At 66.5% G+C, this 13,424-nt stretch carries 16 protein-coding genes; 13 read left to right on the plus strand and 3 right to left on the minus strand.

Annotation, left to right across the window (positions count from 1 at the left end):
- Nucleotides 1-30 precede the first annotated feature (30 nt).
- The 4 genes from IFU19_RS16155 to IFU19_RS16170 all read left to right on the plus strand — a co-directional run bounded on the left by IFU19_RS16155 (nucleotide 31) and on the right by IFU19_RS16170 (nucleotide 3,884).
- On the plus strand, nucleotides 31-1,245 hold the full coding sequence (locus tag IFU19_RS16155; protein WP_192212198.1) for an HAD-IA family hydrolase: 1,215 nt from the start codon (nucleotides 31-33) through the stop codon (nucleotides 1,243-1,245).
- A gap of 91 nt (nucleotides 1,246-1,336) precedes the next feature.
- Complete coding sequence (locus IFU19_RS16160; RefSeq protein WP_192212199.1) at nucleotides 1,337-2,365, plus strand: alpha/beta fold hydrolase; 1,029 nt, start codon at nucleotides 1,337-1,339, stop codon at nucleotides 2,363-2,365.
- 183 nt (nucleotides 2,366-2,548) lie between these two features.
- Nucleotides 2,549-3,172 (plus strand): histidine phosphatase family protein, encoded by a 624-nt coding sequence (locus IFU19_RS16165; protein WP_192212200.1) that lies wholly within the window; start codon nucleotides 2,549-2,551, stop codon nucleotides 3,170-3,172.
- Nucleotides 3,173-3,359: 187 nt separating this feature from the next.
- Nucleotides 3,360-3,884: a putative immunity protein gene (locus IFU19_RS16170; RefSeq protein ID WP_192212201.1), complete on the plus strand. Its 525-nt coding sequence runs from the start codon at nucleotides 3,360-3,362 to the stop codon at nucleotides 3,882-3,884.
- Between the two features lie 150 nt (nucleotides 3,885-4,034).
- Here the strand turns inward: IFU19_RS16170 and IFU19_RS16175 are convergent, their stop codons facing one another.
- Complete coding sequence (locus IFU19_RS16175; protein WP_192212202.1) at nucleotides 4,035-4,262, minus strand: hypothetical protein; 228 nt, start codon at nucleotides 4,260-4,262, stop codon at nucleotides 4,035-4,037.
- Nucleotides 4,259-4,783, minus strand: coding sequence for a helix-turn-helix domain-containing protein (locus IFU19_RS16180; RefSeq protein WP_192212203.1), 525 nt, complete (start codon nucleotides 4,781-4,783; stop codon nucleotides 4,259-4,261). The genes IFU19_RS16175 and IFU19_RS16180 overlap by 4 nt, the downstream gene beginning before the upstream one ends.
- Before the next feature lie 272 nt (nucleotides 4,784-5,055).
- Between IFU19_RS16180 and IFU19_RS16185 the strand changes: the two genes are divergently transcribed.
- From IFU19_RS16185 to IFU19_RS16195, 3 genes are all read left to right on the plus strand, one after another.
- Nucleotides 5,056-5,811, plus strand: coding sequence for a phosphotransferase (locus tag IFU19_RS16185; protein ID WP_192212204.1), 756 nt, complete (start codon nucleotides 5,056-5,058; stop codon nucleotides 5,809-5,811).
- A 138-nt stretch (nucleotides 5,812-5,949) separates the two neighbouring features.
- Nucleotides 5,950-6,267: a hypothetical protein gene (locus IFU19_RS16190; RefSeq protein ID WP_192212205.1), complete on the plus strand. Its 318-nt coding sequence runs from the start codon at nucleotides 5,950-5,952 to the stop codon at nucleotides 6,265-6,267.
- Between the two features lie 133 nt (nucleotides 6,268-6,400).
- Entirely contained in the window at nucleotides 6,401-6,823 is a 423-nt protein-coding gene (locus IFU19_RS16195) for a hypothetical protein (RefSeq protein WP_191916445.1), read from the plus strand.
- A gap of 52 nt (nucleotides 6,824-6,875) precedes the next feature.
- Here IFU19_RS16195 and IFU19_RS16200 read toward each other — a convergent pair whose 3' ends face one another.
- Nucleotides 6,876-7,175, minus strand: a complete 300-nt coding sequence (locus tag IFU19_RS16200; protein WP_191916444.1) for a hypothetical protein — start codon at nucleotides 7,173-7,175, stop codon at nucleotides 6,876-6,878.
- A gap of 545 nt (nucleotides 7,176-7,720) precedes the next feature.
- Here IFU19_RS16200 and IFU19_RS16205 point away from each other — a divergent pair.
- The 6 genes from IFU19_RS16205 (at nucleotide 7,721) to IFU19_RS16230 (ending at nucleotide 13,386) form a co-directional block, all read left to right on the plus strand.
- On the plus strand, nucleotides 7,721-8,311 hold the full coding sequence (locus IFU19_RS16205) for a TasA family protein (RefSeq protein WP_192212226.1): 591 nt from the start codon (nucleotides 7,721-7,723) through the stop codon (nucleotides 8,309-8,311).
- A gap of 4 nt (nucleotides 8,312-8,315) precedes the next feature.
- Nucleotides 8,316-9,296 (plus strand): hypothetical protein, encoded by a 981-nt coding sequence (locus IFU19_RS16210; RefSeq protein ID WP_192212206.1) that lies wholly within the window; start codon nucleotides 8,316-8,318, stop codon nucleotides 9,294-9,296.
- 113 nt (nucleotides 9,297-9,409) lie between these two features.
- Nucleotides 9,410-9,700, plus strand: coding sequence for an antitoxin HicB (locus tag IFU19_RS16215; protein ID WP_199858840.1), 291 nt, complete (start codon nucleotides 9,410-9,412; stop codon nucleotides 9,698-9,700).
- A gap of 73 nt (nucleotides 9,701-9,773) precedes the next feature.
- Nucleotides 9,774-9,989: a hypothetical protein gene (locus tag IFU19_RS16220; RefSeq protein ID WP_191916441.1), complete on the plus strand. Its 216-nt coding sequence runs from the start codon at nucleotides 9,774-9,776 to the stop codon at nucleotides 9,987-9,989.
- Between the two features lie 228 nt (nucleotides 9,990-10,217).
- Nucleotides 10,218-11,354, plus strand: a complete 1,137-nt coding sequence (locus IFU19_RS16225; protein WP_192212207.1) for a DUF4232 domain-containing protein — start codon at nucleotides 10,218-10,220, stop codon at nucleotides 11,352-11,354.
- Between the two features lie 1,204 nt (nucleotides 11,355-12,558).
- Entirely contained in the window at nucleotides 12,559-13,386 is an 828-nt protein-coding gene (locus IFU19_RS16230; protein ID WP_192212208.1) for a CPBP family intramembrane glutamic endopeptidase, read from the plus strand.
- Nucleotides 13,387-13,424 lie beyond the last annotated feature (38 nt).

A 13,424-nucleotide genomic window follows, 5' to 3' on the forward strand; every position in this document is an offset into this window, starting at 1 on the left:
CCGGTGACTTGCTACGTCTATGGTGGGGGTATGCCGTCGCAGTGTCAAATACCCGAATCGCTCGCCGTCGTCGTCGCCGGCACCGCCGGCAGTGGCAAGAGCACCCTGGGTCGGGCGATCGCCGAGCGCCTGCGGGCGCCCCTCGTCGACCTCGACAGCGTGACCACGCCGCTGCTCGACGCCCTGCCCGACGGCGCACTGGGCGACCACTGGCTCACGTCGCCGCACGCCCCCGCGATCCGCGCCGGACGCTATGCCGCCCTGCGCGCCACCGCCGCCGACGCCCTCTCCACGGCGGGCCGCGTGGTGGTCGTGGCGCCGTTCACCGCCGAGCTGACCGGGGGCCCCGAATGGGACGCTCTACGCGAGGCCCTCGCCCCCGCCGAGCTGCACGTCGTGCACGTCGACGGAGACCCCGCCGTGTTGGCATCCCGTCGCTCCTCACGCGGCGCGTCTCGCGACGCCCACCGCCCCGACACCGCTCCCCTGGCACCCTCGATCCCGGTCACCGCCGTCGACGCCGAGCTGTCGACGGCGCAACAGCTGGCCCGCGTCCTGCCGGCGCTCGGGATCCGGCGGCCGATCGATGCGGACGCCGAGATCTTCACGCGCGAGTTCGACGCCGTGCTGTTCGACCTCGATGGCACGCTGGTGGACTCCACGGCATCCGTGGTGCGGTCGTGGCGCCGCTTCGCCGAGCACTTCGACGTGTCGATGGAGGCCCTGCACGCCAACCACGGTCAGCCCGCGAGCACGCTCGTGGGTCATCTGCTGCCCGCCGACCGGCATGCCGAAGCCCTCGCGCACGTCACCGACCTCGAGGTGACGGATGCCGTGGGCCTTCTTCCCATCCGAGGCGCCGACGCGTTCTTCACCTCGGTGCCGACCGAGCGGCGGGCCATCGTGACATCGGGCTCGGTGCCGATCGCCACCGCCCGCCTCGCCGCCGCGGGGTACGAGCGTCCCGCCGTGTTCGTCACGGTCGACGACGTCGAGAACGGCAAACCCCACCCCGAGCCGTTCCTCACCGCCGCCGCCCGCCTCGGCGTCGACCCCGCGCGCTGCCTCGTCGTCGAAGACGCGCCGGCCGGCATCGCGGCAGCCCGCGCCGCCGGCTGCGCCGTGCTGGCCCTCACCGGCACGACGGCCGACGACGAACTGACCGCCGACCTAGTGGTGGACGGACTGGATGCCGTGCGGCTCGAGGTCGCGGCATCCGGAAGGCTGCGGTTGGTGCCGGCCTAACACCGGCGCTACCCGGCGAAACTCCCCATCCGTGCCCGTCGCAGCCCGCCGACCCGCCCCGCTCGACACAGGGCGCGGGTTCTCTCCGGCGATGCGTCGCCGAGTCCCCCACGAAAGATGCGTAAGGGTCAGAGTCGGTTTTGCACGTTTGCGGATTTCGCATTGGGGTTTGGCACCGATCCGATCCGCGGTTCTCGGGGCTTCTCGATGCGCCTCGCTCGCGGATTCCTGGGTGGTGCGAAACCGATCGGTTTCGAGCGATTGCGGGAACCTACAAAGCGCGTGGGAAGCTCATACGGTGCGAGTTGAGGACCTACGATTGCCCTTCTTTGCGTCGGCAATTGGCAACGCGGCCGGGGAACCCGCCATCGTTCTGCCGGGCGGGCCATGCCGCGGCCCCGAGTATCTGGGCGACTTCGCCGGCGTCGGGGGCGGCCGCTCCCTTGTTGTTCTTCATCCACGGGGCACGCCGCGTAGCGGAGGGCTCTCCCATGGGTGGTGGGCTGACGCTGCAGACGTCATAACGCTCGCTGACGCGCTCGGTCTCGAATCTGTGGACCTGGTTGCTCACTCGGCGGGAACGCGGTTAGCACTCGCTACTGCAACGCAGTTCCCGGATCGGGTGCGCTCCATGGCGCTCGTAACGCCCCCCGCGACCTGGCTTACAGAGACCGAATCCGACACGGATGCACTCGCGGCCACGCACGCGTCGCGCGAAGCTACCGAAGCTCTCGCCGCCATGTCCAGCGACGACCCCACGACGGAAGCGGAGTTTCGCGAGTCGTTCCTCCGACAGGCCCCCGCCAGCTACGCACACTGGACCTCGACGGAGCAGGCTCACGCTGCCGTCGGAGCCGTCAGCCTGGCGGCAGCCCTGGCATGGTTCACGGACATTCCCGATGATGCCGCTGCTCAAATTCGAGCCATGGTTCCGACACGTACCTTGGTGATCGGTGGCGATCGTGACCTGCTCACCGGAGCACAGCCCGTGAGGGATTACGCGGCGACGCTGCATGCCGACTTCCAGGTGATCGCCGACTGCGGCCACTATCCATGGATCGAGCAACCGGCGCGCTTCCGGGAACGCCTCTTCCCCTGGCTCACCCCTTCCAAGGGTTAACAAGTCCGAAACCCCGTGCCGAAACCAAACCTCCCAAAACGAGGTTTCGAGACGGTACTCGTTTGCGGCACGTAGGAAACCGCCCGGCCCGCCTCGGCCCGATAACGATCGTTTACGGCTGGTCGTAGAAATAGCGGCTTGGGGGCACCGGCTGATACTCAGCGGCGTGATTAGATCTCGGACGTGAAAGAAATCTTCGTCGTGACTCATCCCGAAGCAACCCATCACGTGGAAGGTCGCGTCGGAGGATGGTTCGATTCGGAATTGACGGGGCGCGGAGTCGAACAGGCTCAACGAATTGCAGCGGCCCTTGCCAAGAGGGTGCAGCCGGGCGCAGCGCTCTATAGCTCCGATCTACGCAGGACTGCCCAAACCGCAGCGGCGATCGGGGCACAGTTGGAGCTTGAGCCCGTCTGGCTAACCGAGTTGCGCGAGAAAACATACGGCGCCGGCGAGGGCAAGCACGATGCCTGGTTCCGTGAAAGATTCGTCCCGCCACCACCCGACGGCGAACGAATGGACCATGACGAAGGACTCGAAGGTGCCGAGACGAAACTGCAATGGGCACGCCGCGTATACGCCGGCGTGGAAAAGATCCTGTCTGACTCCCCTCGACAGAAAATCATCGTCACCCACGGAGGATCCGCGACCTTAGTCATCGCCCGCTGGATCGAAATGCCGCTCGATGCTCTAACCCACGCAAGTTTCAAGGTGGACTCGGGCAGCATCACCCGGCTCGTTGAAGACGACTACTTCCACAACCACACCGTCGCTCACCTGAACGACACCACTCACCTCAGCTCCTGAGCCGGGTCGGTCGCCGGGGCGCGTCACGCGGTGAACTAGCCCGTCGCCGCTGCCACCGAAAACGTCCGCCAGAACCGGCTTTCGGAGAACGTTAGCGGCATCCCGATCGGGGTACCGACGTCATGCCATCCGTAAACGATCAATTTCGAGCGACTGAGGATTCCTACAAGCACGAGACAATGGGGGTATGGGAGCCGGGGACTTTGATCTGACGATGAACGAGCTACGAGCGGTCGTCCGATTCGCTGCCGACTGTGCTCAGGAGCTGCTTCCCGAGTTCGAATCCGTCGCGCCCAATGACCCGCGTCCGCGCGACGCGATCGACGCCGCGCGACGTTTCGTCGACGGCGCTCCGCGTTCGAACCTGCAACGTACGGCCGCCTTCGCATCGCATCGCGCTGCGAAGGACGTATCCGACGAGGCCGCCCAGCTCGCTTCACTAGCCTGTGGCGACGCCGCGGCCGCCGCGTACCTTCACCCCATTGCCAAGGCATCCCAGGTCGGGCACATACTGCGCGCTGCCGCGTGCGCCGCGCGGGTGTCTGAGCTGAGGACTGGCACCCCAGACGGCAACAAGCTGCACGATCTTGCCGACCGGGCAACTCCACCGCTGCCAGAGATACTTCGTCGATACCCGGTCGCGCCGTCTGGGAGTTCACGAGTCGCACAACTCATGAGCGCACTCGATTCAACGATCCGGGACCGAAACTAGGGACCGAAACCGATCCTCCCGAAAGATGGTTTCGATACGGGCCGCGTTTGCGGTGACCGGCTCACTGGGTGTCTCTGGGCGTCCCCAAATCGATCGTTATCGGCGGACGATCGCAGGACAGCGAGGAACGACGCTTGGACGGCAGAGCCGTCAAAGAAAGCGACTCGCGACTTCCGCCTCTTGCCGAAGCCGATCGAGTGCGTCGCGGTACTCGGAGTCCTCAGTCACATCGTCCTGCGAGAGAACTTCCCACGTGCTTTGCTCATACTTCGTTTCAAGAAGCTCGATGATGTCGTCGCACAGCGCCGTGAACGTCTCAGGAGACGCAAACACCGTGACGGACAAATCCGCGAGTGTGAACCCGTCCAGCGCCGTCACGATACCCGCTCGACATCCGCGGTCATCTTGTCCAAGGGCGCACGCCGTTGCTCCCGAAGATTCCGCTTGCTACGGGAGAGCGGATAGCGGGCGCCAAGGCGGGGTTCGAGGAAAAGCCGGCCGAGGGCGATGAAGATCAGCAGTCCACCCGTCCAATACACGAGGAAAAGCACAAGCCCTGATGCACCCATCGTGAAGCTCAAAACGGTCAGAACTACTCCGATCCCGACATAGAGCCACCTCCATGCCGCGACCGTGCGGTCGCGCGCACTCTGTTGTTCGGTAGTGCGCGATTCAAGCGCTTCCACACGAGTGCCGAAGTCCTCGTCGTCGATGCTGGTGAAGAGCTCACTCACCGAAACGCGCAGGGCATCGGCAACGAGAGACAAAGTCTCGAGGCTCGCTTCATTGCCCGCTTCTAAGCGCTGAATTGTCCGCAACCCGACGCCACTCTCGGTGGCGAGTCGCTCCTGAGTCCAACCGGCGGTCTGCCGAAGGTCCGCGATTCGTGTTGTGTTCATGAACTCATCCTCGCCGTTCGCTCCCGCCATCACCACGTCACGGGCCCGCCAGCAAGCCGCCAAGCTCCCGCCGCGCGGCCGCCACCGCGATCGATTCGCGATTCGCGGTTCAAGTGGCTCGGTCGCCTCCGCCAGAAGCCTCTGCCGAAACCCACTTACGGCCACCGTTTGTGAAGGGCGCTCCGACGTACTTTCGCTGGCTGCGCCGCAAACGATCGGTTTCGCACCACGCGGGGCCGTCGAATACGTTGCTAGTGAGTCTTGGAGGCCTGATGGTTCACGAGGAGCCCTTGTCGGGCGGCAACGCCAGCGGTGACGGCGTGGTGCGAGCGGGTGAGACGGTCCGCAAGCCTTGGGCGGCCTCGACTCCGAGCGTGGTCGCGTTTGTGAACGCGCTGCGCGCTGCCGGGGTCGATGCACCCGCCCCGCTGGGGCGAGATGACGCCGGCCGCCAGGTGCAGGAGTTCGTTCCCGGCACGCTCGCGCTCGACGTGTACCCGCTTCCCCAGCCAGACCTCCGCCGCGTCGGGGCGATGGTCCGCGCAATCCACGACGCGAGCTCCACCTACGCACCCCCGGCGGGGGCGGTTTGGGAGACGGCGATCCCGTCGCCCGGTGCTGACCTGATCTGCCACAACGACCTCGCGCCCTGGAACCTCCTCATGGGTGAGCGGTGGATGTTCATCGACTGGGACGCTGCCGCCCCGAGCACGCGACTCTGGGATCTGGCCTACGCCGTCCAGGCCTTCACACTTTCTGATCCCGAACGCGACCCGGACCTCGCCGCGGCAGACCTCGCGGCCCTCATCGACGGCTACCAGGCCGACGACGAGCTCCGTCACCACCTCCCGGACACGATGAGCGAGCGCACCACGGCGATGTACGAGCTGCTGCGCTCCTCCCACGAGAACGACACGCAGCCCTGGGCCTCAATGTTCTCGGAGGGACACGGCGAGCATTGGCTTCGCATAGACCGCTATGTCCGCAGACACCGAGACACTTGGCGCACGGCTCTGCTCGCCTCCTAACGGACGTGCGAAACCGATCGGTTTCGCACCACACGTAGGTTGAGCGTCATGGCGAACTCCTCGACACTTCCGAACGAACCCTTCCACCCAGGCGCGGCCCCGAGCCCTACCAGCAGCAGCTCCGGGCGGCGCGCTTGCATGTGGATCGTCACCTCGCTCGCGGGCGTCGTGTTGTTCACTTCCTGGTTCTGGCTGGGCCTAGTCGAAGAGGGTGCCCGGCAAGACAGCGGCCAAGCGGGTCAGGACTATGCCGACGCACTCGTGAACGACTTCGGCATCACGCCAGTCGTCGTCGCCCACATTGCGGCGCTGGGCATCGTCGTGGCCACAGGCGTGTGGTCCCGCAGGTCCAATGAAACCGGCTTTATCGTTCCGGTCCTCGTTTGCGTAGCCTCGTCCGTCGTGGGCCTCTTGCTCTCCATACCGCTGACCGCGCCGATTCCGGCACTGCCCTGACAACGAGCTAGACGGCCGCGCACGACGGCCCCAGGCAGGGCGTTACTGATCGTCGATCAGCTTCCCCGCTCGGCCGCGACGACCGTTCGACCACTGACAACAATCCACCACCCGCCCTCCGTAGGGTTGAGCGATGCGCCGACGGTCGATCGTGGTCCCCATAACTGCTGTAGTTCTGCTGGGGTGTTTGAGCGCCTGCGGCTTTGCCCGGCCTGACGTTGTTGACCGCGCCGACGAGATTGCGGTGGCGGGCGGCACGTGCCGTATCGAGTGGTGGCTGGCGGGCTTGTCTGATGAAGCAACGGACGAGGCGTGGCGCGTCGCGCGCGCCGCCCTCAAAGAGTCGACCGTCAGTCCCAAGGAATTCGAGTCGTGGATGGACATGCTCACCAACCTCGACGACACGGAGTGGTCATCAGAAACCGAACTCGCAGGCGCGGTGCATCGAGAGGCCGTCCGTGCCGACGTGCGAACGGCTCTGGCGGACGCTGGCTATCCAGATGAAAACCGTGTGATCGAGACCTACTCGTCTACGCGCTGCGCTCCCACTCCCTGACCCACGCCGCGTGGTGCGCAACCGATGGGTTTCGCACCATCCGGTGAACCGATCAGGGCACCGGTCGCTTCTCGGGGGGAGAGTCGGCGACGTGGTCGTCTTTTTCTCGAGTAAGCAGCGCCACGATTGGATCGATAAGAGTGGCTAGCGGGTCGTGATCGCGCAGGCGTCGCCCACCGCACAGCCAGGACCGCGCGGAGTGATTGCCATTGTCGAGAACGTCGGCTCGACATAGAACGCCGCGATCATCACGTTGTCGTCGTTGACGAGAGTTTATCGCGCGGCCGGAGGTGACGATGTCCTCGATCTCGTCTGGGCTCTGCGTTCCCACCAAGCTGTTGAGCTTGGCCACGGCCTCCGCGGCCGGGTTGGAGGTGTACGCAACAAAGTTCGGCGTCTATGCCAGCGGCGCGGCGGCGGTGCTAGCCGCCGCCGGCAGTGCCGTCGCGATCAGACCCAGCGCGAGCCCTGCGGTCAGCGTCATACGTCGAAGAGCTTTCATAGCCGGTTCTCCCACGTCTCGCATATCAACGACATTGCGCGGCCACGCTAACCCGACGCGCTCGAACATCGCTGCCCTCCCTGGGGAGAGGTTCGCGCCCAGCTCTGTGCATTTTCCCCCGCCGTCGTCGACAGAATCACACGCTGCCCCCTCGCGCGATCAGCTAGGCATGAGCTGCTGCGATTCATCCATTTGAATGAGCGGCGATCACCACGATCAGATCGTGTCGCGGTGATCGAGCGCCGCCGCCGACGCGCGCGCGGTATTCATTCTCCTGAATAGATGCCACGGTATGGGGCGACATGTCAAGCCCCCGGGTCGGTGTCACGCCGCACTACTGGTTTATCTACTGTTCTGGTGTCCATCCGCACACCGATCTCGTGGGGAGATCCAGCATGTCGAAGTTCACTCGCCGCTCGTCCCGCATCGCCACCGCGATCGCCGTCCCCGTGGCGGTCATCACGGCCGGCGTTCTCGTATCGACCAGTTCCTATGCGGCCTTCTCTGACACGTCGTCCAACGAGGGCAACGCCTGGCGGGCCGGAACCGTCCAGATCGACGACGATTCCGCCGGCCGTGTCCTGTTCAGCGCCACCAACGCCAAACCCGGCGACGGTGGCGAGAACTGCGTCACGGTCACCTCGACGGGCTCGCTCGCCTCACAGGTACGTCTGTACGCCACCGACGTCTCGACCACTAACGGGCTGGCTGACCACGTGACCCTGAGAGTGGAGCAGGGTGTCGGCGGCAGCGCTGGCTCGTGTGCCGGCTTTTCGGCGCAGAGCACGGTCTACGACGGCCGCCTCGCGGGCTTCGTGGCCACCCACACCTCGTTCGCAGACGGCGCGGCCACTTGGAGCCCGACGGGTGAGAACATTGATGCCCGCACATTCCGTGTGACCTGGCAGCTCGCTGGCGACGCCCCGAACAGCGTCCAGGGTGGGACCGCCGCCACTTCGTTCGTCTGGGAAGCGCAGAACGGCTGAATCGGTGCACCTGCGACGAATTGCCACCATTGCGGGGGTGGCGGCGGCGCGGGCAATTGTCGTCCTGGTGCTGGGGCTCGGTTTCTGGGCGGCGGCACCGATTGTTGTGGGCTGGCATCCGACCACGGTGATGACGGCGTCCATGTCGCCGGCGATCGAGGTCGGCGATGTCGTCGTGGCGCGGCCCGCATCTCTTGACCAGATGGTCCCGGGTCGTGTGCTGCTGGGCGAGGACCCCGACTGGCCCGGACGCCTGCGGCTCCACCGCGTCTCGGAGGTGTCGGCCGACGGTGCACTCATCACCCGGGGTGACGCGAATCCGTCGGTCGACACGTCGCCCATCCGCCCCGAGGCTGTCCACGGCGTCGGGGTGCTGCGGGTTCCCTGGATCGGGCTGCCCATCGTGTGGTTACGTACGGGGCAGGTTCTCCCGCTCGCAACGACCATGGCGGCCTTCATCCTCTGTGTGAGCGTCGCCCTACGCCAGGGTGCAGATGACGAGCCGGCCGACCCCCCGGGCGCCTCGGTCGACCCCTCCGCACCCGCGGATACTCCACAGACCCGCCGCATGCGTCGCGCTCTGGGGGTGGTCTCGACGGTGGCGTTGACCACCACTCTGGCGGCGACACCGGCCTGGGCGGCGCTCGGCGATACTGCGTGGACCCCGGCACGCGTCGAGGCCGGCCGCGTCACGGCACCCTTGTCGTTGGGATGCTCCAACGACGGCGGCGCGGTGGTCACCTGGGCATACGACGGATGGGAACCGCGCAGCTTTGACCTGCTCGTTGATGGCCAGGTGGTCGCCCGCGACCTCTCACCCGGGGCTCGATCCGCGCGCGTGCCCCAGGATCGCTTCTACTCGGTGTTCCGCAGCTCGACGGTGACGGTGCGCGCGAACGTTGGCGGGCAGTGGAGCGCCGACTCGTCGACGTCGGTATCGGTCGGCGGTGCCCTGTTCGGGTTCGGGCGGCCGTTCTGCCGCTGAGCACCCCAGCGTGGGGTCAGGGGCCGCCCTCAGGGATGGCGGATGGGAACTCGCGACCAACGGCGATTCCGTGACCCAAGTCCGCCACCTTGACCGTGCGGAACGGCAGGTCCGTGACTGACTACCTCGACACCCTCGACCCCGACATCGACCACAGCGACGTCCATTTCAATCTCATCCCCGACCTCGGAGCCGGCGTCTCGGTGCGCGTGAGAGAGGCGCGGGAGGCCACCGCGGCCGCGCAGGAGCGTCAGATCGCCTCAGCGCGCCAGGCGCGCACGATCGTCGGCGAACTCCGCGCGCACGGCGTTGCCGTCACCGACGCTGCCGTGCTTCTCGGCGTCAGCCCCGCCCGCATCAGCCAGCTCAACGAGGACAAGACCGACGCAGCGATCGCGGCCTAACCCGGCCGCTTCATCTCGCAGGAAGAAGGCACCCACGAGCCGCACCGCAACTGCCGTGGTCGTCAAGGCCACGATGACCACCGTCGACGGCGAAGACGTCACCCGCCTGTACGGACCGTTCCTTCCTCATGTCGGCTCAGCTACCACCTCGTTCGTCGACGATCTCGAGAACGAGCTCGCAGAATCGGGCCGGTACGTCAGCTGGGATACATCGATCGAGCACCTGTTCATCGGCGTCGGTGAATCCGACTGCGAGATACGCCCCACCCGCAGACACGACGACGCATGAGGAGGAAGTGGGGATGACCGGGGGCCAGGACGAAGAGGGCGAGTGGGCCACGGTCACCGTCGACGTGGCTGCCGACTGGCTCATCCGCAGCGCTCTCCCGGCGTTCTGTGGCCTCGGCGACATGTTCGCCGAGGACGCCGAATGGTTCCGCCTCCTCGAGCCCTTCCAAGCTCACGCCCTTGTGCGAAGCTGCAGGGGCGTGAGCGCTGGGTGCGACAAGATGAGCGGGTGCGTGCACTTTTCTCTCCTCGCTTCCTTGTGGCCGGTGCTGTCGTTGCCGTCCTGTGGGTTTTCACGGCCGGTTTGCGCGACGTCGTTCTGCAGATCCCGAGCGGCGTGGCGCAGGTGTCGAGCGTGCTGCCGGAACTCGTGCCGACGACCCTGACGGTCTATCAGAGCGGGGGCGGTGGCGTGGCTGTGATCATCATTGGCGGCGTTGTGCTCGCCGCCGTCTACGTGATCCTCACGGGAGTGCTGCACCGACCGCGGGGTTCTGCCGTCATCACGGCATGGTTCGCTCTGGTTCTTGCGAGCGCTGTCGTGGGGTTGGGGTTTGACGTCGGTGCTGGATGGACGTGGATTGTCTCTTTCGGCCCGCGGGGGTTGTTGACGAGCGGGTTCGGCGCCGCGACGGCTGCGGGGGCACTGTGGGGTCTCGCGGTGGGTTGGATTCCGGCACTGATCGCCCACCAGCCGGGTGGCGAGCCGACTGTTGGTCGCGCGCCGCTCTGGCTCACACCTGTCGCGGTCATCGCCGTGGTGGGGGTAAGCATCACAGGTGCGGTCACCGACGCCGCGCGGACGGCTGCGATCGCGGCCGAGAATGCTGCACAGCAGGAGGTTGACGCTGCCAGCAGCTTCGGTGCGGTGCCCGATCCTGACGCGCCGGGCGTGCCGGTCCCCGAGACGGCTGATGCCGTGGTTTCTGACGATCCGCAGTGGTGCACACCTGAGCGGGCCACCATCCTGAAAGGTGAACCCGACGCGGCCACAGGACACCGGGGGATGCCGCTTCAACTCCTCAACTTCTCAGACCAGCCGTGCGTGATCGAGGGATATCCCGACGTTGCCTTCGGAGATCAGAACGGGCACCTACTCGAGGTGACGATCGAGCACGGCCGGTCGTTCATGGCCCAAGATCCCGGCCCACAACGCGTGGAAGTACCGGCTGGTGGTGAAGCGGTCGCCGTGCTGGGGTGGGATGCCGCCTCACCGCACGGCGCGCTCGTGACGAAGACGGTATGGGCTGCGCCCACGGCGGGGATGGTGCGGGGGTCGTGGCCGATCGAGCTGGACATCGTCGAAGGATCAACCGTCGCCATCACCGCGTGGACCGTCGATACCGACCCGACAAGCCCAGGCTGACCAACCGGCTGGCGAGGTCGTGAGCGGCAGGTTGGAAGGAAGCGCAGCCTACGGGTCAACGCGTGGGACGGCGTCAGAGTTCGTTCGATCGTCGTACTTGGTGAGCCCCGCTAAAACTCCCTGTGCCGCGAAGCGACCGCGACAATCATTAGGAGACCTGCGGGGACACGGACGGCCCAAGTGAGGAGGGCACCGGTCGCTACGGCTGTCGCGCTGGCGAAGAACCACCATTCCTCACCCACGAGGGCAGGTGCGGCAGCCGCCAACAGGATCGCGCTCGCAATGCACCACACGGATGCCCCGCTGATCTTCGATGGACGGGTCTTCCTCCTTGAAGCGTTCTATGATGCTCCGCTTCAGTGCTGCCATGGGTGGTACCGGGTGGTGCCCTGCTGTGCGCGTTCCCACACGTCGCCGACGGTGTACATGAATCCGTTTTTGTCGGGCGGTGGAAGATGACCGGCGGTGGTCACCCATTCGCGGTCCGCGGCTGTCATGTGTTTCAAGCCGTCGACCTCCGTCGGATTCGATGGTGACCTCTTCAGAGACGTTCCCGGCGGTGACGGCGGTCACCATGCCCTCCAGACGGCGCGCATTGTCTACCGTCGCGTCCAGCCACCACGACCCTGCGCCAACGTGCAGACCGATCTGATCTGTGTCCTGATCCGAGCGAGCCCATCGCACTGTTGCTGCCCCTTCGCGGAGCGGGACCATAGTGATGGCTGTGCGTTGGGGTAACCGGGAAAGGTCGAAGTTCCGCCGCTCACCAGCAGGACCAGACCAAGGGTGACGCCAATCCCCCAACCCAAAGTGCCCACAGTGCCCGCACTCGGATGCGACCGAGGGTCAGCCTCTGTTGGATGAGAGATGCCATGGGTTGACTCTCTCGGCCAATGCACTTCGAGCGCAACCAGCTCGCCCGTGCCGCAAAACCGATCGGTTCGCGTCAGCGCGTCAGGACGTCATCGGGAGCCGTTCCTGCTGGCCGCTGCCCGCCTCGGCGCCGAGCCCCGCCGCGCGACCCAGGCCCCGAGCCCCGCCCCGCACACCTCCGGCAACCCGCCCCACCACCCGCTCCCACCCACCCACCCTTCCCCCGCAAAACGCAGGAGTTGTGCCGAAGCCGCAGCGCAGACCCGCGCCATCGCGGCCCCTCTGTCACCATGAAGCACCAATGGGCGGCGGGACATCCGAGGGGGCAGACATGGCGCACGGCGCATCGAGCTGGTCGAGATTCTGGAACAGGGGCGGTTTCTGGCGGGCGCTCCTGCTCGCGGTCGTCTATCTCGGCGTCTATCTGCTGATCGGTTTTCTGCTCAGCCGCGTGCTCACCCCCGGCGGAAGCCTGCGGGGCGAGACGGGCAGCGCCGGCGACGTGTTCTTCGGCACCGGCCTCCCGATCCTCGTCACCGGGGTACTGCTCGTCGCCTTCGCGGCGTCGGTCGGGTGGCGCCGAGAGCTGTTCTCGCGGCAGACGCTCGGTGGGCGCCGGTGGATGTGGACGGCCGTGATCGTCGTGCTGGCGATCAACGTCTTCGCCCTGCTCTCGATCGATTACGCAGCCGCGGGGCTCCCGCTCGGCGGCGCCTGGTTGGTGACGGGACTGTTCATCGGCTTCGTCGAAGAGCTCGTCACGCGCGGCTTCGTGGTGAACCTCATGCGCAAGGCCGGTCACCGCGAGATCGCCGTGGCCCTCGCCTCGGCCGGGATCTTCGCCGCGCTGCACCTCGCCAACCTGTTCACCTCGACCGAGGGCGTCGCCGTGGTGCTGCAGCAGGTCGTGTACACCTTCTTCTTCGGCCTGTGCATGTACCTCGTGCTGCGGGTGACCCGCACGCTGATCGCCCCGATGCTCGTGCACGCGAGCACCGACCCGACCCTCGAACTGCACGCCCTGTTCCCGGCCAACGGCCTGCTCGGCGTCGTTCCCACGCTCAGCACCTACATCGTCGTGCTCACCGGGCTGATTCTGCTGATCGCCCTGATCGTGAGTGAGCGCCGCCGCGCCGCCGCCGCACCCGCCTTCGGGTGAGGGGTCGATTCCCGTCGCCGCGGAGCTCCCGAGGCGGC

Source organism: Microbacterium sp. CFBP 8794, assembly GCF_014841235.1.
Classification (GTDB): domain Bacteria; phylum Actinomycetota; class Actinomycetes; order Actinomycetales; family Microbacteriaceae; genus Microbacterium.

What these genes read in the sequence shown, in the direction of transcription:
- IFU19_RS16155 (WP_192212198.1), top strand. Translation starts at nt 31, where the DNA reads ATGCCGTCGCAGTGTCAAATACCCGAATCGCTCGCCGTCGTCGTCGCC.
- IFU19_RS16160 (WP_192212199.1), top strand. Translation starts at nt 1,337, where the DNA reads ATGCGTCGCCGAGTCCCCCACGAAAGATGCGTAAGGGTCAGAGTCGGT.
- IFU19_RS16170 (WP_192212201.1), top strand. Translation starts at nt 3,360, where the DNA reads ATGGGAGCCGGGGACTTTGATCTGACGATGAACGAGCTACGAGCGGTC.
- IFU19_RS16180 (WP_192212203.1), bottom strand. Translation starts at nt 4,783, where the DNA reads ATGAACACAACACGAATCGCGGACCTTCGGCAGACCGCCGGTTGGACT.
- IFU19_RS16185 (WP_192212204.1), top strand. Translation starts at nt 5,056, where the DNA reads ATGGTTCACGAGGAGCCCTTGTCGGGCGGCAACGCCAGCGGTGACGGC.
- IFU19_RS16190 (WP_192212205.1), top strand. Translation starts at nt 5,950, where the DNA reads ATGTGGATCGTCACCTCGCTCGCGGGCGTCGTGTTGTTCACTTCCTGG.
- IFU19_RS16195 (WP_191916445.1), top strand. Translation starts at nt 6,401, where the DNA reads ATGCGCCGACGGTCGATCGTGGTCCCCATAACTGCTGTAGTTCTGCTG.
- IFU19_RS16205 (WP_192212226.1), top strand. Translation starts at nt 7,721, where the DNA reads ATGTCGAAGTTCACTCGCCGCTCGTCCCGCATCGCCACCGCGATCGCC.
- IFU19_RS16220 (WP_191916441.1), top strand. Translation starts at nt 9,774, where the DNA reads ATGACCACCGTCGACGGCGAAGACGTCACCCGCCTGTACGGACCGTTC.
- IFU19_RS16230 (WP_192212208.1), top strand. Translation starts at nt 12,559, where the DNA reads ATGGCGCACGGCGCATCGAGCTGGTCGAGATTCTGGAACAGGGGCGGT.